We start from the raw sequence: 26,061 nt of genomic DNA on the forward strand, positions 1-26,061 counted from the left end.
TTATAAAATGGTAAGAGGCGTTTATACAGGTGCAAGCGGCATGATGGCCGAACAGGCAAGACTTGATGTAGTAGCTAACAATTTGGCTAATGTTGATAAACCTGGATTTAAAAGAGATACAGTAAGTTTCAAATCTTTTCCAGAGATGATGGCAGCAAGAACAGAAGATGACGGAGTAGTAATATTTCCGCTTGGTTCAACAGATGTAAGACCTTATGTGGGAAGAATGGGAACAGGTGTTGAAGTAAATGAAGTTTTCACAGAATGGGAACAAGGCTCATTAAGAGAGACAGGAAATCAGCTAGATATAGCATTGGGTGATAAAGGATTTTTTGCTATAGAGACTCCTCATGGTGAGAGATATACAAGAAACGGAAGTTTTTTGATAGATAAAGATCATTATCTTGTAACTAAACATGGCTATAAAGTTATGGGTGAAAACGGATATATACAGATAAAAACTAATAACTTTAATATAGATGAAGACGGCAGAGTAAGTATCAATAGAAGATATCAGGACGGCAATACATTTGTACAGTTCAATGATAATGAATGGGAAGATGAAGAGATACTTGATACTTTAAAAATAGTGCGTTTTGATAATGAGAGATATTTAAAGAAAGAAGGTGAATCTTTCTGGGTAGATACAGATATAAGCGGTCCTGCATATATAGCACAGAAAGGTGTAGACAGACCTAAAGTATTATCAAGATTTTTAGAGATGAGCAATGTAAATCCAGTAAATGAGATGGTTAGAATGATAGAAGTACAGCGTGCTTATGAATTAAACTCTAAAACTATATCCACTCATGATACTTTAGTAGGCAGGGTAATAAATGAAGTAGGAAGAGTGTAGTTTTTATACTTGTTTTTTGGTAAATAAATTTTGATAAAAAATAAACGATAATATATAATAGTATTCTGTATAGAAGCGTTTTTTCTATATTATTATTTGACAATAGAGGATATTATGGTTTTAGATAAACTTAAACAACATGTTATAAGCAGACTTAAAGTTTTTGCTATTCCAATCTACTTATTAATAGATATTGTAGCTTGGAATATTATATTGTTCTTTATATATAAAGAAGTTCCGCAGATTTATGGAATAAAAATAATATTTGCTATAGTTTCCTTTATTTTCTTTTTTAAATATTTAAAGAGATGGAAATCTAATATAGAAGTAAAATTAGCACTTAGACTGATTTTAGTATTTTTTGTAGTTTCATTAGCTGGAAGTATTATAGAAATTGGTATTTATTCTATTATTAATAAACTTTTCCTTTATACTGCCGTAATGGCTGTATTTGCCGCTACTATTAATGCCTCTATTTTAGTATGTGTATTTATGCTCATATTTAAAATGTTTTCTCTTAATTTTGAATTAGAGGAAAATGTTGTTACTTTTTATATACCTCTTATAGCAAAATTAGGCTTTATAGTATATATATTCTTTTCGATTTTGATATTTGCATTCCTTCTCAATTATATAACATTAGAAGAAAAATCATATCTTGATAAGGTTGGCAATGATACTTTAAATGAAGTCTTATATTTAAATGGCAGAATTAGTTCTTTTAATGATAATATAAAAAATGACATGAATGCTTATAAAGAGTTTATCTTGAATATGTATAACGGCAGAGATGTTATAAGCAAAGAAATAATTCAAAACGAGTTCCTTAATAGGCTTACATATTTTAATAATACCCTTAAAAATATATATGACAGTATTTCATTAAATATAAAAGCAGAATATCTTAATACAGATCTACCTTATTCTGTCACTATTTCTAAAGATGCAGGTACAGATAAATATACAACAAGAAGTTCTGATGCATTATATATGCATAATTTCCTCGAAAATGAAATTGAAAATAATGATATAGTTATGAATGTTAATGTATATGACAGAAATAATATATTTATTTCATCTTATGTTACATTAAGATTATTTGGAAATGATATAGGATATTTTATAGCTGAAAACAATATAGCAGGCATTTCAAGACTTATAAAAAATAATGATGTACTTTCTAAATGGTCTCATTTATTATACAGATTAGAAAATAAAGATATAATATTATGTTCAGACAGCAGATATATAGCAGAAAGTTCTTCTTCAATACTATCATCATCATCAGAATTAAGCACAAATGTTGCAAACTTTGAAAATTCAATTAGTACTAAAATATTTCAAATATTTCCTGTAGTTTCTGTAGACGGCAGCAGATCTATAGTTATAGCTTCTTATATTCCAGAACTTAATGTAGTGGCTTTCTTTTATAAAGATATTAGTACTATAGTTAAAGAATCTAATATAGACAGAAATATATTTTGGTATACTTCTATTCATATATGTTTATTTATATTATTATTTGCTATATATTTGATTATATTAAAGCTTCTTTTAATATCTGTAAGCAAAGCAAATGTATCTACAAGAGATCTTATAGGTAAAAACGGAGATTTGAGGAAAAGAATTCCTTCAAAAAATAATGACGAAGTAGGACTTTTGGTTTATAATTTTAATTTATTCTTATCAAGTTTGGATAATCTTATAGGCGAATTAAAATTAGAAAGTTATAAAGTTTTTGATGAAATAAAAGTAATAGAAAAAGTTATAGATGAGAATACTAATAGGATTAATGATCAAAGCTCAAGTATTACAGAGAGTGTAGCCAGTGTTAATAATATCATTACTTCTATACAGAATGTAACAAGCTCTACAGACCAGCAGAGACATGCATTCTCATCAGCTTCTATTGCTGTAGAAGAATTACTTCAAACAATTTATAAAATTAATGATAACATGGAGCGTCAGTCATCAGCTGTAGAACAGACTTCTGCTTCTATAGAAGAGATGATATCAAATATTACATCAGTTGCCAAAAGTGTTAATAAGGCGGACAGTTTCTCTAAGAAACTTCTTGTTGATGCTCATGATGGCGGTGATACAGTAGATGAAGTTATTGAGGCTGTAAGGGGTATTGAGGAAAGCTCTGACCAAATTAAAGAAATCGTTAACGTTATTCAAGGTATTGCTGAACAGACTAACCTTCTAGCTATGAACGCAGCTATTGAGGCAGCACATGCTGGAGAGCAGGGAAGAGGGTTCTCTGTTGTTGCTGATGAGATTAGATCTTTGGCGGAACATACAGCTGATAATACTAAATCTATTACAAACATCATTAAAGCTATTACTAAAAGAATAGAAGAAACAGTTGAGCTTGCAAGCAATAGTGGTAAGTCTTTGGACAATATACTTGATATGTCAGAAAATACTGCTAGGGTTGTTTCTGAGATAAATACTGCAAACAGTGAGCTTGAAGTTGGCGGAAGAGATATACTTGAAACTATAAGACACTTGAATAATATTACTACAGGTGTAAAAGAAAGTGTAAAAGAACAGATGAACAGCGGTGATGTGGTAGACAGTCAAATTACTTTGCTTGACCAGATTACAAGAGAAGTTTCTGATATTATCGAAGCTAATAGTTCTGGGGCAAAGGAAGTTGTACATGCTATGAGTTTTTTGAATGAGCTTTCTGTAAAAACTGTTGAAGGTAATAAAGAGTTTTATAATGCTACAAGTAAGTTAAATGAGATATTCAGTAAGTTTAATGATCTTATGAGCAAATTTATTACCAATGCTGATAATGTAGAAGAAAACAATAAAAAATCTGATGATAGTGAGGATATTTCAGTAGATAAGAAAATGGATATGGAGTTAAAAAGTCTTGAAGAGGAATTTAAAAAGGATAATGAAGAGTTCAAAAGTGATGAAGACGTTTTGCAAATGTTGAAGGACGATTATAAAAATCCAGAGATGTTTACAATGTAAAAGATATTAATAATATTTTATAAAAATTTATAAAGTGAGATATTATATAATATCTCACTTTTTTTGTAATATATAAGATTTAAAAATCACAATAAATTATTGATTAAAAACTATTTTATTGACAAAATGATAAAAAATAGTTATACTAAAAAATATAAAATTATTATGGAAAGTAATCATGATTAATTACACTATAGCAGAAGTAGATTTATCTGTATTAAAAAACAATATTGAAATCATACGTTCTATAGCAAACGGAGTAAAATTACTTAATATAGTAAAGGCTAATGCCTATGGACATGGTATAGTAGAAATTTCTAAGGCTTCAGAGCGATTTGGGGCAGATGCTTTGGGGGTTGCTACTGTAGAAGAAGGTATAAAAATAAGAGAAAGTGGAGTCAAATTACCCATAATAGTATTATTCCAGCATTTTAAACATGAATCTGACTTGGTATGTAAATATGACTTGATTCCTATTATAAGTAATGATGAATGTTTGGAGTATTATGACAGATATTTAAAAAAATACGGCGGTTCTTTGAAATTATATATAAAAGTGGATACTGGATTAAACAGAATGGGGGCTAGACCTGAAGATGTTTTGGGCTTGGCCAAAAAAGTTTTATCTTACAATACTTTAAGTATAGAAGGTATAAATACGCATTATGCAGCTGCCGATATGCAGGATGATTATTCTATTGAGTTTACTAAAAGACAAATAGATATTTTTAATAATGTAATCAATACCTTAAAAAATAATGGAATAGTAATAAATAATGCTCATACAGCCAACTCTGCAGCTTTGGTATCATATAAAAATACATATTTTGATATGGTAAGAGCAGGCATCATATTATACGGGTATATTTGTGATGAATCTTATGATTTGGGCATTAAACCTATACTTAATTTGAAATCAAGAGTTCTTTTAACTAGAAAAATAAAAAAAGGAGAAAGTATCTCATATGGTATGACTTGGAAGGCTGACAGAGATACAAATATAGCTGTGGTGCCTATAGGTTATGCAGATGGGGTATCAAGAAAATTATCTAATAATTGGGAGGTAAAAATTAACGGTAAATATTATCCGCTGCGTGGAAGAGTATGCATGGATTCCATCATTATAGATATAGGTAATGATGATATAAAAACCGAAGATGAGGTTTTAATATTTGGTAATGATAAAAGGCTTAATGCTAATACTTTAGCTAAACGAATAGATAGTATAAGTCATGAGGTATTAGTTAATATAGGGGAGAGAGTTATAAGAGTTTATAAAGATAACTGATAAAAAATAATAATATCTTTTAAGGAGTCATACAAAATACATAAAAATAAATAAATAAAAAAGGAGAGTATTATGGTAGAAATGATAGCAAAAATTAACGGCATCATTAATAGTTTTGTATGGGGTCCAGTAATGCTTACATTATTGGTAGGTACTGGAATATTCTTAAGCATTAGGACAGGTTTTTTGCAAATAACGAAAATTCCTTTATGGGTAAAGCATACTTTTGGAGCATTGGCAAAAAAACAAGACCCAGACGATAATATTACCCCTTTCCAAGCTGTTAGTACAGCATTGGCTAGTACTGTAGGAACAGGAAATATTGCAGGCGTTACTACTGCCATTGTAGCAGGCGGACCAGGTGCATTATTTTGGATGTGGTTTGCTGCTTTCTTTGGTATGGTTACTAAGTACTCGGAAGTACTTTTAGCTGTACATTATAGGGTAAAAGACAGCGAAGGTCATCACCATGGAGGACCTATGTACTATATATCTAAAGGTGCTAATCTTCCTTGGCTTGGAAGTATATTTGCTGCTTTTGCTGCTTTGGCTTGTTTCGGGGCTGGAAACATGACTCAGACTAATGCTATGGCGGCAGTTGTTAATCAAAACTTCGGAGTTCCTCATATAGTAACAGGTATCGTAGTGGTTGCCTTAACTGCTGTTATAATCATAGGCGGTATTAAAAGGATAGCTACTGTTACAGAAAAATTAGTTCCAGTAATGTGTGTTATATATATACTGGCTGGTATAGTTATACTTGTTATGAATGCAGATAAAATTCCTCATGCTTTCCAACGTATATTTCAGGAAGCATTTTCATTAAAACAAGTAGGTGCAGGATTTATGGGATATACTATTATGATGGGTATGAAATTCGGTTTCGCACGCGGTGTATTTTCTAACGAAGCTGGTTTAGGTACTGCTCCTATGGCTCATGGTGCAAGCAACTCTAAAAACCCTATAGAACAAGGTTTGTGGGGTATATTTGAAGTACTTATCGATACTTTCTTCGTTTGTACTTTAACTGGTCTTATGGCTATAATATTCTTAGAAATGAATCAAGGTACTAAATTAAATGGTGCTGAATTAATTTCTGCTTCTTTCGGTGCTAATTTGGGACATGCTGGTTCTGTAGTACTTACTATTTCTTTAATATTATTTGCTTTCTCTACTTTTGTGGGCTGGTCTCATTACGGAGTTGTTGCTTTAGGTTATCTTACAAAAAGAAATAAAATAGCTTCCATTTCATATAGAATAATATTTTTATTAGTTGGAATAGTTGGAGCTGTAAGCCAATTAGATTTAATTTGGGCTATAGCTGATACTTTAAACGGACTTATGGCTATACCTAACTTAATTGGGCTTTTAATCCTTTCTCCAAAAATTGCTAAGCTTACTAAAGATTATATGAATGATCCTAATTCTACTAGAATGAAAGATTGATAATTTATAATAAAAAACTCCCCCGCTTAAATTATGAGCGGGGTTTTTTATTATTTTTTATTTTAAAATTACTATTTAGTATTGATTTTTTATAAATTTAATATATAATTAGTAATTATTATCAATAAGGATAGCTATAGATGAATACTTTTGCTTTAACTAAACTTTCATACGGAATGTATATTTTAACTACTCTTGACGGAGAGAGACCTGTAGGCTGTACTATTAATACTTCTACTCAAATAACTGCTGAACCTACTACTATAATGATTAGTGTTAATAAAAATAATTACACAAATGAATGTATAAAGAAAACTGGGAAATTTGCACTTTCTATTCTTTCTGAAAAAAGTGATTCTGTTTTGATAGGTGGATTTGGTTTTAGAAGTTCTAGGGATAATAATAAATTTGAAAATGTTTCCTATGAAATGAAAGAAGGGCTTCCTGTAATAAAATCAGCTAATGCCTATTTAATATGCAAAGTAGTTAATACTTTAGAAGTTTATACTCATACTATATTTATAGGTGAATTAATCGATGCGGATATATTTGATAATGAGGCTAATTCTATGACATATGCCTATTATCACAATGTAGTAAAAGGTAAAACTCCTCCTAATGCTTCCACTGCTAATGCATACAAAGAAGAGAAGAAAGAAGAAAAAAAAGAAGAGTTTAAAGCTGTTTACAGATGTAAAACCTGCGGATTTGAATATAAGGGCAGTGTTCCATTTGAGGATTTGCCTAGCGATTGGGTATGTCCTATATGCGGAGAGCCTAAAAGTAATTTTGAAAAAATCTCATAATAATAAATCAAACTAATTTTTACCCCAATTGGCAGTGCATTTTTATGTACTGCCTTATTTGTTTGAATATCTATTTTATTAAATTCAATTATTATTAAAATAGTGCTAAAATGAGTTTATTTATTTAATAATGCTTTACAAAAATCTTTTATTTTTGTTATTAAATTATGAAGAAAATAAATAATGATAATTAAATAATTATGTTAAAAAGATTTAATATTTCAAATTACAGATCATTCTATGATGAAGCAGAACTTAATTTAACGGCTGATAAAGATACTATATATACCAAAAAAATAAATAATGAGTATATATCAAAATTATGTCTTCTTTATGGTTATAACGGATGCGGTAAGAGTAATTTGCTTAATGCTTTAAAATATATTTTTTATTCCAATAATGGGCATATTATATCAAGCGATGACAGTATAAAAAGGCTTTTAGAGCCAAATATGATTTACGGTAAAAATGAAAACAGCCGTTTTTATTTGGAGTTTTATTCTTATGATGATTATGAGATATGCAGCTATGAACTAGTATTAGATAATAATAATAAAAGAATATATTTAGAAAGATTTACAAAAAATAATACTTTAATATTTGAAAGAAAAAACAATACTATATCAGACGGTATATTTCATTATAATGATAGTATACCAGATACAAATACTTTTTTAAGTTTTTTTAATAATAAGTTAAACAATATAAATGAAAAAGCAGATAAATACAGAGAAGAAATTAATTATTATATATCATTATTCAAAAATCTATGTTTTTTATTTCCATTTACAAATGAGGCAGATTTTTCTTCTTATGCCATAGCAGATATTTTTGAATATTTTAGTAAGTGTAATATATGGGATACTTATAAAAAACTGCTTTATATGACAGATATCGATGATTTAAATATAGTTGATACTATAAATACAGCTGACTCTTCTGTATTTGATAATAAGAGATTAATTTCAAGGCATGACATCTACAGCAATGATTTTGATGAGGTAGAATCGGAAGGAAGTAAAGTATACGCTATTAATTTAATATATATATTAAGCTCCATTATAAACGGTACTTTATCTATAGTTGATGAGTTTAACGGAGTGCAGTCTGAACTATTAGAGTTTACTATCGGACTATTTAAAAATGGTGCATTTCATGATATAGAGAGAGAAACCTCGCAGCTTATACTATCAACCCATGATATAACACTTATGAGCATTGATAATACTGAACTTTTTAACTATTTTTTAATAAATAAAAAAAATAATATGTCAAGCATATACAGAACTGATAAACTTAAAAATATTAATGAGAGTTTAAATATTAGTAATTTAGAGAAAGAATATAGAAAAAACCATTTGGGTATATCAAGATAATAATTAGAATTTATATATATATAGTGAGCCTCTGTTATCATATAGAGCTTCAGAAGAATTAATCTTAAAAGCAGTATTACAGTCTTCTATTGACTTATCAAAATATTTTTTATCTCCTGAGTTTTTATATTTATTGAAATAAATAGCACTTCTGTTGTTTAAGGCATAAATATTATTAAAATCAATTTTTATAAGCTTATCATAATCATTTAAAGCCCTTTCAAATAAATTTTCATCTCCGCTTATTTTATATTTTACAGAGTATAAAGTAGCCCTATTGTTAAGAAGTTCAGGGTCTAAATGATTTGAAGATAAGGCATCATTAAATATTATCAAAGCAGTTTCATAATCATCTTCTAGTTTTTTGAGTTCATATTTTATAGAGTATAGTATAGCTTTATTATTGGAGACATTTTCATTATGATTATATAAAGATAGAGCATATTCAAAATATTTATCAGCTTTTTTAAAATGTTCTTCTTCATTATCTCTGCTGTATATTTTTGTATGAAGAACACCCGCCCCATTTAAAGCCAGATAATTTCTGTCATCTAACTGAAACATTTTTTCTAATATTTCCAAAGCCTGCTCATCTCTTGAGCTTTTAATTTCTTTGACAAGATTTTTATACATAGCCTCAATTTCAGCTTTAATATTATCGCTTGAAGAGGAATCTATTACATTATTTATAGGTTTTGCCTGAGGTTTATCATCTGTTTTAGTATTATCAGATGCTGAAACTGCACTATTGCTGCTTACGAAATTATTATTTGTAAAATTAAGTACTAATGTCAGTATAAACATAAGAACAGATATAAATAAAAGTCCGTAAGTAGTATTTCTTATATTTGTTCTGATTGTATAGTCTATTGAAAATTTAAGGGAATTAAAATGAGGAGTAACCCCTAATCTTACCTGTTCTTTTACAAGATTAGTAAACTCATTTGCTATGGCATAATTGTTTAACTCATCTTTAAAATAAAGCGTCATCATATCCATATATTTGCTTTCCATTCTTAAAGAGAGTGAATTGGTGAAGTTTTCTAATTCTTTATTTATTCGGTTTTTTGTGCCTACACTATATACATTGAAAGTAACTGAGAATATTAAAAGTATTATAGGAAATAATATCAAAATAGCAAAATTAAATTTTTTCAAAGTTTTTTCTTTCATTCCATTAATACCTTTATCTCCATATAATAATTAATTTTATCACAATTTAGGAAATAATCAAATATATTTTAAAACGCGTCTGAGAGGACTCGAACCCCCAACCGACGGAACCGAAATCCGCTGCTCTATCCAATTAAGCCACAGACGCTAATATATACTTATATATAATCGGCAATTATACTCTATAGTTTACAATTTAGGGGCAAATCTTAATCCTAACTGCAAACCTATATCAAAACTGTCTATTCCAGTATACTCTCCATCTATAGGACTTTTACTAGCCAATCCAAAATCATATCCTAAATAAGCACCCACATTTAGAGCTATTTTAGAAGTGAAGAAGAAAGAGTAGTCAAAAGTAGCTTTTATATATGGAATAACGTTTCTGTCATAATTTTCAAAATTATCCCTATTTAGAGATAGTTTTTCAGTAGAAGTGCTTCCTTCTATTCCTGCAACAGAACCTTCTGCTTTGTAAGTGGAATATCCAGATACAGGAATTTTTACACCAAAACCCACACCTACAGCAAATGCTCCGATATTCACTTTAGGGAGCAGTCCGATTTGAAAACTATGTGTATGCAAACCAGAAGTATATTCATAACTTGCTAAACTTCCAAAATTTTCTTTAGAATAATATCTATAGCTGTCGTAGCTGTATCCAAGCTCTCCCAAAATACTAATACCTATTTTACCTAAACCAATCATATAACCAAGCTGAGCAGTTATTCCAGAATCAAAACCAGCTTTTCCTTTTATTGATTCTACATCACTATAAGTTCCAACAGGTATTCCTGCGGATAGACCCAAAGGCACATTTAATATGGCTTCAAAACCGCTTGCGGCAAATGCGTTGATATTGCTCAATGATACCGCTAAAATAAGTATTAGAATTATTTTTTTCATATAATACCTCTGTAAATAATAATTACATATATGGTACATTAATAATAGGAAAATATCAAGTATATATATTATGAGAAAGATAAGGGCGAAAGACGGGACTTGAACCCGCGACATCCAGATCCACAATCTGGCGCTCTAACCAACTGAGCTACATTCGCCATTTAAACATTAAAAAGAGTTATTATTTTTTATCATATAAAAACTATAAACGCTGACAAAAGGGATAATGACGTTTATATACGCGCCAGACAGGAATCGAACCTGTAACCTACTGCTTAGAAGGCAGTTGCTCTATCCAATTGAGCTACTAGCGCATTCGGGATGGTGAGACTCGAACTCACAACCCCCTGCTCCCAAAGCAGGTACGCTAACCAATTGCGCTACATCCCGTAAACTTTTATGTTTAGCTATTATATATCAATATAATTTTTTGTCAACATATTTTATATATTTTAACCTTATTAATTTTATTTTAATTATAGATTTTCCATTCTTTTTTTATATACTACTATATGTATAGTAAGTATTTGGAGATATTGTATGAGAGATAGAGATTATTTAGAATTATTATCAAAAAAGTATCCTACTATAGATGATGCTTCTGTGGAAATTATAAATTTAGAAGCTATTTCTAAACTCCCTAAAGGAACGGAATATTTTTTAAGTGATATTCATGGAGAATCGGACGGTTTTGATTATCTGCTTGGAACTTCTTCTGGGGTTATACGTGAAAAAATAGAGCTTCTTTTTAAAAATACTTTGCCTGAACATGATAGGGTAGAGCTGCAAATATTAATTGTAGATACAAAAAATATGATTAATAATAAAGCATCTGAAAAAGAATTTGCTGATTGGTGCAGAATTACTATATATAGGCTTATTAGAATATGCAAGCTCGTTACAAGCAAATATACAAGATCCAAAATACGTAAGAAAATGCCTGCAAACTTTGCATACATATTAGATGAACTGCTTCAGACAGATTCTGAAGAAAATAAAGAAAATTACTACTTCTCTATAATAAATTCCATTATAGAAGTTGCAGCAGCTGATAAGTTTATATTAGCACTTTGTCAGCTCATACGTCAATGCAGTGTAGACAGACTTCATATAGTAGGCGATATTTACGACAGAGGACCTCACCCTGATAAGGTAATGGAAAGTATAATGACTTTTAATGAAGTGGATATTGCTTGGGGTAATCATGATATACATTGGATGGGAGCTGCTAAAGGGAGTTTAATCTGTGTTGCTAATGCTGTGCGTTTGGCTATAAGATATAATAATTTTGATTTGCTTGAATACAGCTATGGAATTAATTTGAGATCATTATCTTCTTTTGCAAATGATGTTTATAAAGATGATCCCTGCGAAGTATTTAAGCCTAATACATTAGACAAAAATATTTATGATGAGGTTGATAAAGATTTAGCGGCTAAAATGCATAAGGCTATATCTGTAATACAATTTAAACTAGAATGTCAGCTTATAAAAAGACACCCTAATTATGGAATGGATGACAGAATACTGCTTGATAAAATAGATTATGATAAAGGTACTATTACAATAAACTCAAAAACTTATGAGCTTAAAGATAAAAATTTCCCTACTATAGATAAAAATAATCCGTTTGAACTTAGTGAAGGTGAAAATACATTAATACAGACTCTTGCATTCTCTTTTGCGAACAGTCCTACTTTACAAAGACATATTAATTATATGTATGCTAAAGGAAGTATATACAAAATATTTAACGGCAATCTTCTTTATCATGGCTGCATACCTACAAAAGAAGACGGATCTTTTGATGAGGTTTATATAGATTCTCAGTATTTATCTGGAAGAAGATATTTAAAACAAGTAGAGGATAAAGTAAGAAAAGCATTTTACTGTGAAGTAGGAAGCGAAGAGCAGTTAAATGCACTTGATTACTGTTGGTATTTATGGTGCGGTCCTAAATCCCCTCTTTTTGGTAAAAATAAAATGACTACTTTTGAAAGGTATTTTATAGATGATAAAGAAATACATAAAGAAAGCTATAATCCATACTATTATCATATAGATAAAAAAGAATATTGTGAGAATATATTAAAAGAATTTGACCTTGATATTGAGATGTCGCATATAGTCAATGGGCATGTTCCAGTAAAAACTCATAAAGGAGAAAGCCCTATAAAAGGAGGCGGACATCTTTTAGTTATAGACGGCGGACTTTCAAAGGCATATCATAAAAGCACTGGAATAGGAGGATATACTTTAATATCAAATTCAAATATGATGATGATAGCTGAGCATAGACCTTTTAATGAGGTTGTAGAATCTGGATTTAAATTAAGTCCTAGATCTATAATTGTGGAGCGTTTTATAAGACGTATTACTGTTGGAGAAACCGATATAGGCAAAGAGCTTTCAAAACGTATTGATGATTTGCATGAACTTTTATCAGCATACAGAAGCGGTATAGTAAAAGAAAAGATGTAATTTGTGTATTTCAAGCAAACAGTAATATTTAATTTAAGATATACTGAAAATTTTTAAGTTTGTCAAACGTTAGTTTTTCAAATTTATTGTTTGTGCTGCTTTGCCAATACCCACACTTCTTTTGCCGTCCGTTCTGCGTGCCGTAGGCAAGGCACCTACTCGGTGGTGACCCATGCACAGCCCTCAGACGCGAAGATCTGCATTTTTAAGGTTTTCAGTATAACTGGCATTATAAAAAATTTTATTCGCCGAAAATAGAATTTATGATATTTATTTTATTATCACTTTCATCTTCAGAAACAAAATCTTCAATACCAAAAAATATTAAACTTGATAAAGCGTCTGGAAAATCTAAATAGCTGAACATATCACCTTTAATATTACTTTGAGAAAGTGAATCATTAAAATTTAGTAGCTGCCTTAAAGCAATATATCCTCTTCCTTCATTTGTATTAAGCCATTTATCAGTATCCGAACTCTCTGGAACTTCCTGCCAGCTTTTAGGAAAATAAACTTTATCATATATCAAATAGCTTGCATTGACTATTCTCTCTATTTTATTTTTATGCACATAGAATGGTGTTACTTCAAAATGTTTCTCTAATCTTTTAACCAATTCTTTTTGAGCAAAATTACTTTCGCATAATACCTTTTTAATTTTTTTATTTATTAAAAAATTAATTATACTCTCATCTGTTGTGGAGTTTTCATCATTACGCATAAGACCAGAATCTATTAAATATATATTCTCACCTATTTGTGTATAAATTATAACCGAAGTAAAGCAATTATATTCTCCAAATGCAGGATCTATTACAGCTTTATGTTCAGACGAATTAATTTCTTCTATAATATTATTAATATTATTCTTAAATATTATTAATATTATTCTTATCATCATAAAACTTTAATTTTGAATATAGAAAAACTTTTCCCTGTTTATTTTTTATTTTACCAAGCCAAATATGAGCATACATTTTAGGAAGAAGTCTTAAAGTAGAAAGCCTTGATTTATTTAATATATCGCTGAAATAATAATTTCCGTCATAATTAATAAAAGTTATTAAAATATTATTATCTTCATATTCTCTATAATTATATTTTTTATTATTTTTATCAGTGTAAAATAAACTCTCTAAATTAAACTTACTTGTCATTTTATAAATAAAGTCAGTTTCAAATCTAGGATTGAATGCTATCCATATCTCACTTTTTAAAGCACGTATGGAAGGCTCTAATATCTCATAGCTTCTTTGTGTGAGAGTCTGACCTTCTTCTATAAAGCATATTCTCACATTGTAAATAGATTTTATATCTTCAATAGAACATTCTCTTATGCCTAAAAATATAAATTTACTATTAGTTATTTTATTAGTAATTTCATTTCTTTTTATATTAAAAAAACTCTCAAGTTTTAATTCTTTAATAATACTCACAAGAAGAGGATAAGTAGAATATGCTATTGACTTTTGAATCTCTCTAGAACAAAGTATAACACCTTTAATCTCAAAACTTTTAGCTATAAGTATCCTAGCAATAGATTCGCTTTTTCCGCCGCCTCTGCCTCCGAATGCTATTTTTAAACGCTTATCAGTATTAGCCCATTTCTCAAATGGTTTTAATATATTAAACTTTATTTCCATAGTATTTTTTATTACCCATTATAAAAATAAATAATCACTAATAAATATTAAAAATTATTAGTGATTATTAATAAAAACTATTGCTATAAATAATAATTACTATATAATAAAAAATATAAATTAGGATAATGTTATGATAAATAAATATGCTGCTATTATACTATTTAATATACTTTTAATTTCCTGCAATGCATCTAATGACGGCACTACATCAGCTTCTGCCAAATATATAGAGCCTAAAAGAGAAAGCAAAGGTATTACAAATTATATAGGAAATTGGAAAGCAAAATTTGCAAATAACAGCAGTTTTGATATTATAGTAGAAAATACAGAAAATATATTATATAATAATTTAAAATCTTCGTCTATAAAAGATTTAGGTAATGACAGATATAAAATAGATATAATTTCAGATAAAGCATTTTCAGTTACAATTAAATTCAAATCTGATACTGAAGGCACTATTGAAGATGACAATTTAGGTATAGGAATTTTAACAAAAGATTAATACTAAATTTATTTTTAATATTATTCCAACTCAACACTCTTTATAATTTATTGCTTCAATAATACATAATCCAAGTTTCTAGTATTTTGGCATGTATACAACCGCACGTTTAGAGTATTTTTATTTGTTAATAAAGTTTAAATTTATGACTAAACAATTATATTTTTATACTATTCTACGTGCGGGGGTAAAATTTTTGAAAAAATACATTAATAAAAATAATACACTGTGTATTTATTTAATATAATAATTACATAAAAAACATGTTTTTAAAAAAAAATTACAAAAATTAATGGTGTCTTTCGGAAGACATAGCAAATTATTTTTAATAATTCTGTTATAATAGTAAGTATCTATATGCAAGAATAACTAAGGATAATATTATATGAAAAAAGAAAGCATTAATATAGCCGACAGAAAATATAATATAATATAATATATTATAGTAATTCAGATAAAAATGCAAGATACAACTACGTACTTCCTTCACTTAAAACATTAATATCAGAAAACAGAGAATGCTTTATAGTTTCCAAAATATCAGGGGATAAACCATACAGCGTAGAGAAAGCAGTAATTTTAGAAGATGATAGTATATTCACATACGAGTTTAATGATTTTCAGGCAGTAAAGGAAGATATAAAAGGTATAATAACTAATTATAAGGATAAAATACTATTCTTTGAAATAGGAGTATTTGCCGATTTATACAGCTATTTAAGAAGTCATTTTGAACTTGATATAATAAACTATCTTTCAGATGACGGAAAAATAGATATTTCTAATATTGAAGATAATGTGTTTGATAAACTTCCTATAAAGAAAGATAAACTTATAAAAAGAATGCAGAACTATTATGATGATAATAAAAACTGCATACTTCCTTCTTATAAAGTTCAGGATAGTATAATCAAAGATAGTATAATAAAAGAAGATAGAAAACCTTCTAATAAAGTGCTTTACTCAGTATATCATCTTCCAGTGCTTGAGAAGATATATTATTTTGAAAATTGTAAATTAAATTTAAAAGACATAGCAGATATTTTCTTTAGTGATGATAATGATGATAATAATGAAAATATTGATAAATCTTTATTAAAAAAGATTCTTTCTAATAAAATAAAATTAATAGAAGAAAGTATTAAGCATTTAAATTATACTGAATTAACAAAAAGAATAGATAATTTTAAATATCTTGAAGAGATTTCATTATCTAAAATAATAGAACATATATTCTCTTTATATTATGTTTTTCATCATGATAGCGTATTAAAAGACAGTTATATTAGTTCCATTAGTATAATACTAGATACAGAAATTAAAGAGTATTTATCATTATCAAAATATTTCTCTAATGATGCTATATATTTTGATAAGATGTTTTATCATTTTGCAGAAAAAATAAAATATTTATATCTTGAAGGGTATACAGATATTTTTTCTATAGGATTAGATTTTTCAGAAGAAGAGTTAATAAAATATCAGTATGATGAAGTTATTAAATTATGTATAGATAAGTACAATGAAATGAAAAATGAATTAAAAGAATTATTTTCTGAACTATATTCAAATAATAATATATATGGAATGCATAATTTAAATCATGAAAATTATTTTGAAAATGAAAATAAATTTAAATCCATTTTAAATTACGGACATCATTATGTTAGTTTAATTCTAAAAAATTATGATTTTCTAAAGTTTTTATGCTCATTTATAAGGTTTAGAATTGATTATGATATTGTTGAAAGTGGAGAGGATATTGTATTTTCTAATATAGAAAGTAAAGAATACGGCAAGAAAAAAATGCATAATATAGATTCTATTATAGATGATATAAATACATTTTTTTATATAGCAGAGAGCATGTACTTTTTTAATCCTTATATGGCAAAAAGCTACAAAGATATACTTGATTCTTTGCATTCATCTTTAATGTATTTATACCGCTCAGCAGAAGAAAATAAAAAAGACTATAACCTTTTAAATGAATTAAAAAATCTTGATGTGAAAGATGTAAAAAAGTATGAGGATATATTTATTAATAACGCTTTATTCTTTTATAATCAGGAAAATATTTATAATGAGGAAGATGAAAAAAGGCTTGAAGAGAAAGTGAAAGAAATTGAATATGAAGAAATAAAATTTAAAGAAGAAGAGAATAGGGAGAGAAAAATATTTTTTGACGCCAATTATAAAACTATATATAAAGCGGTTATGTATGACATCAGACTAAAAGAACATGAAGAATATGATAAAAAATATATAGAAGAGTCTTTTATAAATGCTCTTGAGTATATGTACAGAGTATCATACTACAAAGAATATTTGATAATTAATAATGCCAACTTAACTAATCAATATAAAAAAAGCGAAATCCATTTAGAAAGGTATAAAAAATTAAAAACTGCTGACTTATCAAAAGATATAAAAGACATAAAAAATGTATAGAAATGATAACTAACTGAAGAATAAAAAACTTCATTTGTTATAAATAAAAAATATATAAGGGGTTTATTATGAAACACTTTAAAAAAATAATTTTTGCTTCTATTATGATAATGTCATTAAGTACAGGAGCATTTGCTGCAAGCGGATTTGAGTTTATATTTAATGTACCTTTCGGACTTAATATAAATTTACTTCCTCAATATCACATGTATGCAACTCAAGAAGCAAAAGATAAAATCTACTATTATTCAGGCAATAAAGTGGGTTTTGATATTGGAGCCTCTGCTCAAATAGGTTATATGTGGCAGATAAAGGATAATTTTGGAATAAGTCTTTTAGGAGAATTAGGATATAGTTTTGACAGCTTTAATGCTAATTTTGACACAGCAAAAATAGAAAATCCAAATGATATCACAGGACAAATTGACGCTCCAGAGGGTACCCAAAAATTAGGAAGTGCTTCATTCTATACTCATAATCTAAAAATAGGTATACTTCCAAAGTTTAATATAAAAGCATTTTCTATAGGTGTTGGACTTGGCGTTATAATACCTATGGCTATAACACAAAATTGGAAAGATGAAGCTGCAAAAACTTTATTTCAAAATGCTAGTACAAAGTTTATGAGTTCTGTAGGTTTTTATGGTAAATTAACTTTTGATTATTCAATATTCTTCACAGAAAAAATAGCAATGAATATAGGTTTATACACAGGAGTTGATGCTATTAGTTCTATAAATACAACTATTAATAATACATCATTAAATCAGGGAGCTCATAGCGAAGCACCATTACTCAGCTATGATATAGGTTTGCAATTAGGATTCAGATTCGGACCAAAGGCTTTTAATTAATTTTTTAATAGCAAATAAAATTAATAGACATGTTCAATAAATATTCATGTCTATTATTTTTTATTTAATAATATTCAAAATATAAAAAAGGAAAATAAAAATGAAGAACAAAATTTTATCAATTATTTCACTCTTAATTTTAATAAGCATATTTGCAGTAAGCTGCGGAGATAAGAAAGGCACAGACCCTACGCCTCCTACACCTAATAAGGGAATACAAACTTATCAGGGTAACTGGAAAGTTGAAGGCAAAGATGCAAGCGGACAAACTGTAAGCGGAACCATTAATATATCTTCAGACGGCACTATAACAGGAAATGTACAAGGTATTATTGGTGAAGGACAGTCTATCACCAAAGACAAAATAACAGACAGAGGAAATGAAACTTATGAAATTAATATGTCAGAATATAGTATGATTTATGAGTTTACATTCAGTAGTGATAATAGCGGAAGTTTCAAAATATTTGTTTCATCACCAGATGGAAATAAATATGAAGGCGGTTCTGGTACTTTAAAAAGACAATGAAAATGACTTTCTTTTAATTAAAGATTAATCATATAATAAAACCTCATGTTTTTTAAGCATGAGGTTTTTTTATAATATCAAAATATTATTTGAGTTTATTTATTATCTCTTTAGCGAAATAAGGCAAATCGTCTGGGCATCTTGAAGTTACAATATTACCGCATACCACTACTTTTTCATCTTTATAATTAGCTTTAGCATTTATCAAATCATCTTTTATACTTATATAGCAGGTAGCGTCTTTGCCTTCCAAAACTTTAGCTGATATCAAAGTCTGCTGTCCATGGCATATTGCTCCTATAGTGAGATTATTATCAACAAAATATTTTATGATTCTTTTTACATCGTCACTTCCTCTTATAGCTTCAGGAGCTCTTCCGCCCGGTATTATTAATGCTTTATAATTTGAAGGATCAACCTCTGAGAAATTTAATTTTGCTTCTACTTTGAAGAAATATTCTCCTTTAATCTCACCTTTGTTTAGAGCTACTATATCAACATCAATGCCTTCTTCTATAAGTCTGAAATATGGATAAAACAATTCTGAATCTTCAAAGAAATTGTCTGTAATAATTAATGCTTTCATTTTTATAATTCCTTTATAATTTTTAGTATGCGTATAATAATATAACATTTTTTTAATTATTACCAGAAGTAAAAATATAATCTAATTATCAAATCCCACTCTGATATTTATTCTGTTCTCTTCTTCCTGAACCTTTCTTTTTAATTCTTCTCTCTCAAGTCTTTTATTTTTCCTATTTTTTAATATCTCAAAAAATACTATAACAGCCCTCTCGCTTGGAGGATTATATTTATAAACTATTTTTTTGGTTTTGGATTCTCTGCCTTCTTTATCGGTTTTTATTTCTCTTACAATATCTTTACTATAATAGCCTAATGCTTTTTTTATTACAGCATTTTCTATTTTTATTTTGGCATCATTAAAATATTCTACTCTTGCCTTTCTTATTTTTTTAACCAAACTCTTTTTATATTTCTTACTCGATTTATTAATATATTCTTTTAAATCATCATAATTTATATTTAGTTTTTTAGCTATATCTTCAAATGTGAGATTCTCTTTTTTTATAAGGTCATATATTTGATTTTCTATTTTTATATTATATTTGTTCATAATGCCTCTGTAATTTTTTAAAATAAAATTTATAATATAAAATAATCAAAAAATATAAGCGAATATAAGTTAATTATGAAAGAAGTAAGAATATATGTAAACGGCAAAATAAAAACAATATCTTATACAAGTGAAGAAGATATAAAGACTATTTTAAAAAAAGAAAAAGAAAATGTATATATAATTCAAAAAACTAGAAGTGGTAAAAAGAATGAAGATTTTTCTATATCAAAATTAACTTATGAAAATGGAAAGTTTGATAAAAAAGAAGAAGAATATATTTCAGAAATTAAACTCAACAGTAAAAATATTTATCTTTTTGAAATAGGTTTATTTATAGATGTATATAATAATATTTTTAAAGAATTAGAAAACAAAGATTTAAAATACAGAACTTTAATAAAACTAATAAATGATAATGAAAAACTTCTTCATAATAAAAAATCTGTTAGGGAAGAAGTGAGAAAGTATAGAGAGTATCATAAAAATAAACTTTTTGAAGGTTATAAACTTTTTAGAAATACAATATATTATAAATTAGAAATGCTCATCATAGCAGATAATATAAATTATTATTATGAGAATAAATTAGATTTTAAAGATATAAAAGCTATATTATATGGTACAGATGCTGAAGCAAAAATACATTTGGACTATATAAAAAATATTGAAAGGAATAAGGAAGCGAGTAAACAATTAAAGGAAACTAAAAAACAATTAAAAAAAGTTTCGATTGAAAAAGATAATACTGAAAAAGAATTGAATAATATTTTAATAGAAAAATCAGAAGCAGAAAAAGAATTAGAAGAAACTAAAAAACAATTAAAATTACATGCCGATTTACTTCCAATATTAAAAAAAGAATCAATTCACACTGACGAAGATTATATAAAAAATATGAGATTTGATGAATTGAAAAAAGCTATAGAAAATATAAATCTGCTTATAAGCTCATCTAAAGAACTTAATTATATAAACTATTACACAATAAAGAAATATATACTTTGTCTTTATTATATATTTGAAAGAGAAGAAATTAATAATTTATTTGATAATATTTATTTAGATAAAAACATTATATACTATGATTTGCATTTTTATTATTTTATATTCATAATATACACTCTTAATAATAAAAAAAGACTTGATAATAAAGAGTATGAAGAGATTATTAATTTATATATAGAAAAATATAATACTCTTAAAAAAGAAAAATCTTCTTTATTTGACAAAGCATATAATTCAGATATAGCAAAGAAGTATGAGCTAAAAAATCTAAACCATGATGATTATTTAAAAAATGACAGTTATTTGCATCTTACTGATAAATATAATGATTATAGAGATTTATTTTTTGAAGATGATAAAGATTATTATAATTTTATTTTATTTTTATGCAACAAAATAAAGTTTGGAATATATTTTAATTTAGCAGATTATCAGGAAAATATATTTATTAATGAATATAAAGAAAAGAATTTTAAAAAATCAGATAATACAATTAATAATATTATTATTCAAATAGAAGGTACAAAAATAGCTAGAAAAATAGCAGAGAGATTTTATTTTCTTAAATTAATAACTTTAGAAGAATACGGAATGATAAATACTTTATTAAATGATTTGCTTATAGAATTAGCATATACTCATACACAAACTATTAAAAATTATATTAAAGATGAAAAGAGAATATTAAAAAGCTATGATAATATTTTTAATAGTATTATAGATTTTTATGATAGTATGAAAACAGATAAATTATTATCTCCTGTAGACTATTATTTTTCTAAAAAGATTATAAAAGAGAAAAAAATTATTGATGATTATACTTCCAATTTCTCATTAAATGAATCAGAAATAATTGATGAAGTCAAAGAAATATTTATAAACAAAAAATTAGAAAATCTTTCAGATGATAATTTGGATATATTTACTAAAAAAATGTTTGATGAATTAGAGAAGGATTTTAATGGATATAATGATAGATACAAAATAGATTTTAAATTAAAAATAGAAGCATTCTTCAAAATGAATAATTCTATGATTATGATGATAACAAAATATTTTTATAAAGATAATATTAAAGAAAATTTTATAAAAAATATTGAGTATTTATACAAATTACAGTCTTATACATCTTATTTGGTTCATAATAAAATGATAGATTATAATAATATTTTTATATACACATATCATTATGTATTTATGTTTAATGATATAGAATTAGCCAAAGTACTTTTTTCTTCAGTAGAATAAAATTTCAAAAAAATTTTTTAAAAAAAATTCACTTTTTAATTAGGTACATCGCTGTACCAATAAGGAGATATTTATAATTATTTCCTATAATGAATTTATAAATAATTACCTATGGGTAAGTATTTAATTTTTGTTTGTGTGATTTTTTAATAGAAGTTATTATTAAAAATTACTTTATTTATAGGGAAAAAATAAATGTTAAACGATAAGCCTGTATCATATTTTATAAAAAATAAAAGATATATTCTTGAAAGCAGAAAAAATAAAAACAAAAATGAATTAATAGTTATAGGCGACTTTTTTCAGATTTTAAAGGATGAAGAAATCAATAATGTAACATTAAAAAAATTAAGAGAATGGGATAATAAAAATGTACTTCCAGCATACAGAATTACTCATGGACCTATAAGAGAAAAGGTAAGATACTACAGTAAAGAGCATATTGATATTGTAAGAGAGATACTTCGTTTAAAGGCATTAGGTTTTGAGATACCCGATATTAAAAAGGTGATATTTGATAATATACCAGAATGCTTAATATTTTTGAAAAGAGATATTGTGAAGAAAGAGGATTTAAAAAATATGATGAACATAATAAAAAATATAAACAAAAAAGAAACAGATTTAATAATAACAGTAATAAAAAATTGCAAAAAATATTTCTGCAATAATTTCAGTATAGATAATTTAAATGATGAATATATAAAAGATATTATAAGTCAGTATAAAGATTCTAATTTAGAAAATGATGAAGATAAAAATATTATAAGTTTTATACTTATTTTGATTAGTGCATTTAATTGCTATGATGAAAATAATAATATCTTTGATAGAGAGAAATTTTCAAATTATATTGATGATATAGCAGGCAAGTATTAAAGTTATAAGCTTTAATAATTAAATATAAAAAAATTAAGGAGTACACTATGAGTGAAAAAAAGAAACATCCAAACAATGAAGCTGATATGGTTAATCCCAATAAAGGTTTTAATGGTAATAATATTACATTTGATAAAAATCAAGGTAATAGAGGATGGCAGAAAAATCCGCTAAACCCAGCAAATAAAAAAAACAACACTGATAAAAAATAAAAAGTCAATTAAAAATATTAAAAAAGGAGTAAAATTATGGCAGATAAAATAAAACGTCCTAACAATGAAGCGGACATGCAAAACCCTAATAAAGGAAATAACGGAAACAATATACGATATGACCAGAATCAGGGTAATAGGGGTAAACAGCTAAACCCTAATCAGAACAAAAAATAAATAGCTGAAATTAAAACTTTAATACTTGCCATAAGATTTTTAAAAAAGTTCATAACTAACCTAGGGTAGTTATGAACTTTTATTAATATAATCATTGTTCAAAAAAATAAAAAACTTTATATTTAATAGTTCAATAATAAAAAAATTAGAAGGAGAAAACAAAATGAAAAAAATTATCAGTATCATAATAATATTAATGTTTATGTTATTAATGACAGCTTGTTCTACAGTAGCAACTGCCGACAATATTCCTCAAAGTCTTCAGCTAAGCGGAAGCGATATCACAGTAGGAGAAGTGCTAACAGCAGAACTTCCATACAATGCAAAAGACACTACATTAAAAGAACAGTTAATAGCAGAGGCTTTGAAAGATACTAATTATGATTTTTTAATTATGCCTAGATACGAAATCACACAATCAGGATTCTCTAAAAAAATTAAAATAAGAGGCAGAGGAGCCAGAGTAAAATAAATAATTATTAATTCCCCTAGGGTAAATATTAACTATTATAATTATAAATATTGAATAATTAATTAGTAAGATTTATATTTTCTTTATAATAAAAACTTTAAGGGGAAAACAAAATGAAAAAAATTATCACTACTATTTTAGCTTTAACTTTACTATCAGTTTTTAGTATGTCCTGCAGCAAGGGGTTTAATTTTTATGATTTGGGAGGCACTTGGGTAGGAAACGGCGGAAGTTTTTCAGTAAACACTTCAGCAAAAACTATAAATAAAGGTAATACAACATATACAATAAGCGGAAATATTCCAGAAACAAAAGCACAATTTTTAACTTTGATGCTTTTAAATGGAAGTGGGTCAAGTGCTGGTACTATAACATTCACAAGCAAAACAGAAGCTAATGGTACTGGCGATTTTGCTGGATCTTGGACTAAACAATAATAAATATTATTATAATAAATATAAGCTGTTTGATAAATATAAATTATCAGGCAGCTTTTTTTATATTATTGATATAATATGTTTTTATATTATACTATTTACAAAATTAAATAAAATTTAATATAAGGACATATATATGATAAAAAAAATTATAACAATGATATCTATTTTATATTTGTTTTCTTTATTTACTGTAAGCTGTAATAATACAGATAAAACAGGCAGTAGTAATAGTAATAATAACAGTATAGAAAAATATGCAGGAACTTGGGAGCTTGTAGAAATATCTGATACAGTTACAATAGATGATAAAGGAAATGTAGTTTTTGACAGCAATAAAATGAATAATATCAAATATGAAGGAACAGAAACATATTTGATAGAGTTTATCGATACAATTTCTGGGGATATATTTTTAAGATTAAATTTCAGCTCTCAAACTTTCGGTATTGGAGAAATAGGCGGCGAAGAATTAGATAAGGGCACTATAAAAAAAATAAAATAATATTTATTACAGTTGACAATAATAAAATATGATGTAACTTTATTTAGCTATATTTAAAAAAAATTGTTTATGGGAAAAAGTAATGGATAATATTAGTCAGTCTAATGAACAAGCTAAAAAGCCGAAATGGTATACTATGTTTTTTTCTTTCTTTTATATAGGGCTTGTTACTATAGGCGGAGGTCTTGCTATGCTTCCTATTATGGAAGAAGAGTTTGTTAATAAAAGAAAGTTCTTAACTAAAGATGAAATAATAGATATATTTGCCCTAGCTCAAAGTATACCTGGTGTAATTGCTGTAAACTCATCGCTTCTTACGGGTTTTAAAGTAGCTGGTATATTCGGCGGTATAATGGCGGGTATAGGTGTTATGGCTCCTTCATTTATTATTATACTTATGATAGCTCCTATATTTGAAAGATTTCAAAATACAGAATATGTACATAAGGCATTTTTAGGAATACGCGGTGCTATAGCAGGTCTTATACTTCTTTCTGCTTTCGGAATGGGAAAACAGGTAATGAAAGATAAGTTCACTGTTATTCTTTTTGTACTTAGTTTTATTTTAGTTGTATTTTTGAACTTTAATGTAATATATGCTCTGCTTTTATCAGCACTTATAGGCTGGCTATATTACTTATTTAATAAATATATTATAAAAAATAATAATAAATAACGGA

23 protein-coding genes, 4 tRNA genes and 1 pseudogene are annotated in these 26,061 nt (G+C 26.9%); 19 read left to right on the forward strand and 9 right to left on the reverse strand.

The annotated features are described in order from the left end of the window. Window positions 1-7 precede the first annotated feature (7 nt). The 6 genes from flgF (at window position 8) to F811_RS0110160 (ending at window position 8,760) form a co-directional block, all read left to right on the forward strand. On the forward strand, window positions 8-856 hold the full coding sequence (gene flgF, locus F811_RS0110135; RefSeq protein WP_020005136.1) for a flagellar basal-body rod protein FlgF: 849 nt from the start codon (window positions 8-10) through the stop codon (window positions 854-856). Between the two features lie 114 nt (window positions 857-970). Then, entirely contained in the window at window positions 971-3,844 is a 2,874-nt protein-coding gene (locus F811_RS0110140; RefSeq protein ID WP_020005137.1) for a methyl-accepting chemotaxis protein, read from the forward strand. A gap of 178 nt (window positions 3,845-4,022) precedes the next feature. After that, complete coding sequence (alr, locus tag F811_RS0110145) at window positions 4,023-5,132, forward strand: alanine racemase (protein ID WP_020005138.1); 1,110 nt, start codon at window positions 4,023-4,025, stop codon at window positions 5,130-5,132. A gap of 72 nt (window positions 5,133-5,204) precedes the next feature. Continuing rightward, entirely contained in the window at window positions 5,205-6,578 is a 1,374-nt protein-coding gene (locus tag F811_RS0110150) for an alanine/glycine:cation symporter family protein (protein ID WP_020005139.1), read from the forward strand. A 140-nt stretch (window positions 6,579-6,718) separates the two neighbouring features. Beyond that, on the forward strand, window positions 6,719-7,384 hold the full coding sequence (locus F811_RS0110155) for a flavin reductase (RefSeq protein ID WP_020005140.1): 666 nt from the start codon (window positions 6,719-6,721) through the stop codon (window positions 7,382-7,384). Window positions 7,385-7,584: 200 nt separating this feature from the next. After that, a complete protein-coding gene (locus F811_RS0110160; RefSeq protein WP_020005141.1) occupies window positions 7,585-8,760 on the forward strand; it encodes an AAA family ATPase in 1,176 nt (391 codons plus the stop codon). Window positions 8,761-8,763: 3 nt separating this feature from the next. On the opposite strand, the gene F811_RS0110165 is transcribed toward F811_RS0110160, so the two are convergent. The 6 genes from F811_RS0110165 to F811_RS0110190 form a co-directional block, all read right to left on the reverse strand. Beyond that, window positions 8,764-9,933 carry a tetratricopeptide repeat protein gene (locus F811_RS0110165; RefSeq protein WP_020005142.1) on the reverse strand — a complete coding sequence of 390 codons (1,170 nt, stop codon included), beginning with the start codon at window positions 9,931-9,933 and terminating at the stop codon, window positions 8,764-8,766. 74 nt (window positions 9,934-10,007) lie between these two features. After that, window positions 10,008-10,081: transfer RNA gene (locus tag F811_RS0110170), tRNA-Arg, on the reverse strand. Window positions 10,082-10,122: 41 nt separating this feature from the next. After that, a complete protein-coding gene (locus F811_RS0110175; protein ID WP_020005143.1) occupies window positions 10,123-10,839 on the reverse strand; it encodes an outer membrane beta-barrel protein in 717 nt (238 codons plus the stop codon). Between the two features lie 83 nt (window positions 10,840-10,922). After that, window positions 10,923-10,998, reverse strand: a tRNA-His gene (locus tag F811_RS0110180). Window positions 10,999-11,079: 81 nt separating this feature from the next. After that, window positions 11,080-11,153: transfer RNA gene (locus F811_RS0110185), tRNA-Arg, on the reverse strand. 2 nt (window positions 11,154-11,155) lie between these two features. Then, window positions 11,156-11,229: transfer RNA gene (locus F811_RS0110190), tRNA-Pro, on the reverse strand. Between the two features lie 150 nt (window positions 11,230-11,379). On the opposite strand from F811_RS0110190, the gene F811_RS0110195 reads away from it, so the two are divergent. Then, a complete protein-coding gene (locus tag F811_RS0110195; protein WP_020005144.1) occupies window positions 11,380-13,320 on the forward strand; it encodes a fructose-bisphosphatase class III in 1,941 nt (646 codons plus the stop codon). Between the two features lie 241 nt (window positions 13,321-13,561). On the opposite strand, the pseudogene F811_RS17150 reads toward F811_RS0110195, so the two are convergent. Continuing rightward, window positions 13,562-14,963 (reverse strand): annotated as a pseudogene (locus F811_RS17150) (phage terminase large subunit). A 133-nt stretch (window positions 14,964-15,096) separates the two neighbouring features. Between F811_RS17150 and F811_RS0110205 the strand changes: the two are divergent. The 4 genes from F811_RS0110205 (at window position 15,097) to F811_RS15740 (ending at window position 19,305) form a co-directional block, all read left to right on the forward strand. Then, window positions 15,097-15,471 carry a hypothetical protein gene (locus tag F811_RS0110205; RefSeq protein WP_020005145.1) on the forward strand — a complete coding sequence of 125 codons (375 nt, stop codon included), beginning with the start codon at window positions 15,097-15,099 and terminating at the stop codon, window positions 15,469-15,471. 798 nt (window positions 15,472-16,269) lie between these two features. Beyond that, window positions 16,270-17,922, forward strand: a complete 1,653-nt coding sequence (locus F811_RS16080; protein ID WP_020005146.1) for a hypothetical protein — start codon at window positions 16,270-16,272, stop codon at window positions 17,920-17,922. Between the two features lie 68 nt (window positions 17,923-17,990). Further along, window positions 17,991-18,776, forward strand: coding sequence for a hypothetical protein (locus tag F811_RS0110215; RefSeq protein ID WP_020005147.1), 786 nt, complete (start codon window positions 17,991-17,993; stop codon window positions 18,774-18,776). A gap of 100 nt (window positions 18,777-18,876) precedes the next feature. After that, window positions 18,877-19,305, forward strand: coding sequence for a hypothetical protein (locus F811_RS15740; protein ID WP_020005148.1), 429 nt, complete (start codon window positions 18,877-18,879; stop codon window positions 19,303-19,305). A gap of 85 nt (window positions 19,306-19,390) precedes the next feature. On the opposite strand, the gene F811_RS0110225 is transcribed toward F811_RS15740, so the two are convergent. Together F811_RS0110225 and F811_RS0110230 are read right to left on the reverse strand one after the other, a co-directional pair. After that, on the reverse strand, window positions 19,391-19,891 hold the full coding sequence (locus F811_RS0110225; protein ID WP_020005149.1) for a type 1 glutamine amidotransferase domain-containing protein: 501 nt from the start codon (window positions 19,889-19,891) through the stop codon (window positions 19,391-19,393). Window positions 19,892-19,972: 81 nt separating this feature from the next. Then, window positions 19,973-20,443: a hypothetical protein gene (locus tag F811_RS0110230; protein WP_020005150.1), complete on the reverse strand. Its 471-nt coding sequence runs from the start codon at window positions 20,441-20,443 to the stop codon at window positions 19,973-19,975. Window positions 20,444-20,518: 75 nt separating this feature from the next. Here F811_RS0110230 and F811_RS0110235 point away from each other — a divergent pair, with 75 nt between their 5' ends. The 8 genes from F811_RS0110235 to F811_RS0110270 all read left to right on the forward strand — a co-directional run bounded on the left by F811_RS0110235 (window position 20,519) and on the right by F811_RS0110270 (window position 26,057). Continuing rightward, on the forward strand, window positions 20,519-22,699 hold the full coding sequence (locus F811_RS0110235; protein ID WP_020005151.1) for an ATP synthase subunit B family protein: 2,181 nt from the start codon (window positions 20,519-20,521) through the stop codon (window positions 22,697-22,699). A gap of 195 nt (window positions 22,700-22,894) precedes the next feature. Beyond that, window positions 22,895-23,578 (forward strand): helix-turn-helix domain-containing protein, encoded by a 684-nt coding sequence (locus F811_RS0110240; protein ID WP_020005152.1) that lies wholly within the window; start codon window positions 22,895-22,897, stop codon window positions 23,576-23,578. A gap of 47 nt (window positions 23,579-23,625) precedes the next feature. Further along, complete coding sequence (locus F811_RS16785) at window positions 23,626-23,790, forward strand: hypothetical protein (RefSeq protein WP_020005153.1); 165 nt, start codon at window positions 23,626-23,628, stop codon at window positions 23,788-23,790. Between the two features lie 36 nt (window positions 23,791-23,826). Next, a complete protein-coding gene (locus tag F811_RS16790) occupies window positions 23,827-23,967 on the forward strand; it encodes a hypothetical protein (RefSeq protein ID WP_020005154.1) in 141 nt (46 codons plus the stop codon). A gap of 163 nt (window positions 23,968-24,130) precedes the next feature. Next, a complete protein-coding gene (locus tag F811_RS0110255) occupies window positions 24,131-24,439 on the forward strand; it encodes a hypothetical protein (protein WP_020005155.1) in 309 nt (102 codons plus the stop codon). Between the two features lie 113 nt (window positions 24,440-24,552). After that, window positions 24,553-24,876: a hypothetical protein gene (locus F811_RS0110260; protein ID WP_020005156.1), complete on the forward strand. Its 324-nt coding sequence runs from the start codon at window positions 24,553-24,555 to the stop codon at window positions 24,874-24,876. 136 nt (window positions 24,877-25,012) lie between these two features. Further along, on the forward strand, window positions 25,013-25,381 hold the full coding sequence (locus F811_RS0110265; RefSeq protein WP_020005157.1) for a hypothetical protein: 369 nt from the start codon (window positions 25,013-25,015) through the stop codon (window positions 25,379-25,381). Window positions 25,382-25,463: 82 nt separating this feature from the next. Next, window positions 25,464-26,057 (forward strand): chromate transporter, encoded by a 594-nt coding sequence (locus tag F811_RS0110270; protein WP_020005158.1) that lies wholly within the window; start codon window positions 25,464-25,466, stop codon window positions 26,055-26,057. Window positions 26,058-26,061 lie beyond the last annotated feature (4 nt).

It is taken from the genome of Brachyspira innocens ATCC 29796 (genome assembly GCF_000384655.1).
GTDB lineage: Bacteria > Spirochaetota > Brachyspiria > Brachyspirales > Brachyspiraceae > Brachyspira > Brachyspira innocens.

What these genes read in the sequence shown, in the direction of transcription:
- flgF (WP_020005136.1), top strand. Translation starts at nt 8, where the DNA reads ATGGTAAGAGGCGTTTATACAGGTGCAAGCGGCATGATGGCCGAACAG.
- F811_RS0110140 (WP_020005137.1), top strand. Translation starts at nt 971, where the DNA reads ATGGTTTTAGATAAACTTAAACAACATGTTATAAGCAGACTTAAAGTT.
- alr (WP_020005138.1), top strand. Translation starts at nt 4,023, where the DNA reads ATGATTAATTACACTATAGCAGAAGTAGATTTATCTGTATTAAAAAAC.
- F811_RS0110150 (WP_020005139.1), top strand. Translation starts at nt 5,205, where the DNA reads ATGGTAGAAATGATAGCAAAAATTAACGGCATCATTAATAGTTTTGTA.
- F811_RS0110155 (WP_020005140.1), top strand. Translation starts at nt 6,719, where the DNA reads ATGAATACTTTTGCTTTAACTAAACTTTCATACGGAATGTATATTTTA.
- F811_RS0110160 (WP_020005141.1), top strand. Translation starts at nt 7,585, where the DNA reads ATGTTAAAAAGATTTAATATTTCAAATTACAGATCATTCTATGATGAA.
- F811_RS0110165 (WP_020005142.1), bottom strand. Translation starts at nt 9,933, where the DNA reads ATGAAAGAAAAAACTTTGAAAAAATTTAATTTTGCTATTTTGATATTA.
- F811_RS0110175 (WP_020005143.1), bottom strand. Translation starts at nt 10,839, where the DNA reads ATGAAAAAAATAATTCTAATACTTATTTTAGCGGTATCATTGAGCAAT.
- F811_RS0110195 (WP_020005144.1), top strand. Translation starts at nt 11,380, where the DNA reads ATGAGAGATAGAGATTATTTAGAATTATTATCAAAAAAGTATCCTACT.
- F811_RS0110205 (WP_020005145.1), top strand. Translation starts at nt 15,097, where the DNA reads ATGATAAATAAATATGCTGCTATTATACTATTTAATATACTTTTAATT.
- F811_RS0110215 (WP_020005147.1), top strand. Translation starts at nt 17,991, where the DNA reads ATGAAACACTTTAAAAAAATAATTTTTGCTTCTATTATGATAATGTCA.
- F811_RS15740 (WP_020005148.1), top strand. Translation starts at nt 18,877, where the DNA reads ATGAAGAACAAAATTTTATCAATTATTTCACTCTTAATTTTAATAAGC.
- F811_RS0110225 (WP_020005149.1), bottom strand. Translation starts at nt 19,891, where the DNA reads ATGAAAGCATTAATTATTACAGACAATTTCTTTGAAGATTCAGAATTG.
- F811_RS0110230 (WP_020005150.1), bottom strand. Translation starts at nt 20,443, where the DNA reads ATGAACAAATATAATATAAAAATAGAAAATCAAATATATGACCTTATA.
- F811_RS0110235 (WP_020005151.1), top strand. Translation starts at nt 20,519, where the DNA reads ATGAAAGAAGTAAGAATATATGTAAACGGCAAAATAAAAACAATATCT.
- F811_RS0110240 (WP_020005152.1), top strand. Translation starts at nt 22,895, where the DNA reads ATGTTAAACGATAAGCCTGTATCATATTTTATAAAAAATAAAAGATAT.
- F811_RS16785 (WP_020005153.1), top strand. Translation starts at nt 23,626, where the DNA reads ATGAGTGAAAAAAAGAAACATCCAAACAATGAAGCTGATATGGTTAAT.
- F811_RS16790 (WP_020005154.1), top strand. Translation starts at nt 23,827, where the DNA reads ATGGCAGATAAAATAAAACGTCCTAACAATGAAGCGGACATGCAAAAC.
- F811_RS0110255 (WP_020005155.1), top strand. Translation starts at nt 24,131, where the DNA reads ATGAAAAAAATTATCAGTATCATAATAATATTAATGTTTATGTTATTA.
- F811_RS0110260 (WP_020005156.1), top strand. Translation starts at nt 24,553, where the DNA reads ATGAAAAAAATTATCACTACTATTTTAGCTTTAACTTTACTATCAGTT.
- F811_RS0110265 (WP_020005157.1), top strand. Translation starts at nt 25,013, where the DNA reads ATGATAAAAAAAATTATAACAATGATATCTATTTTATATTTGTTTTCT.
- F811_RS0110270 (WP_020005158.1), top strand. Translation starts at nt 25,464, where the DNA reads ATGGATAATATTAGTCAGTCTAATGAACAAGCTAAAAAGCCGAAATGG.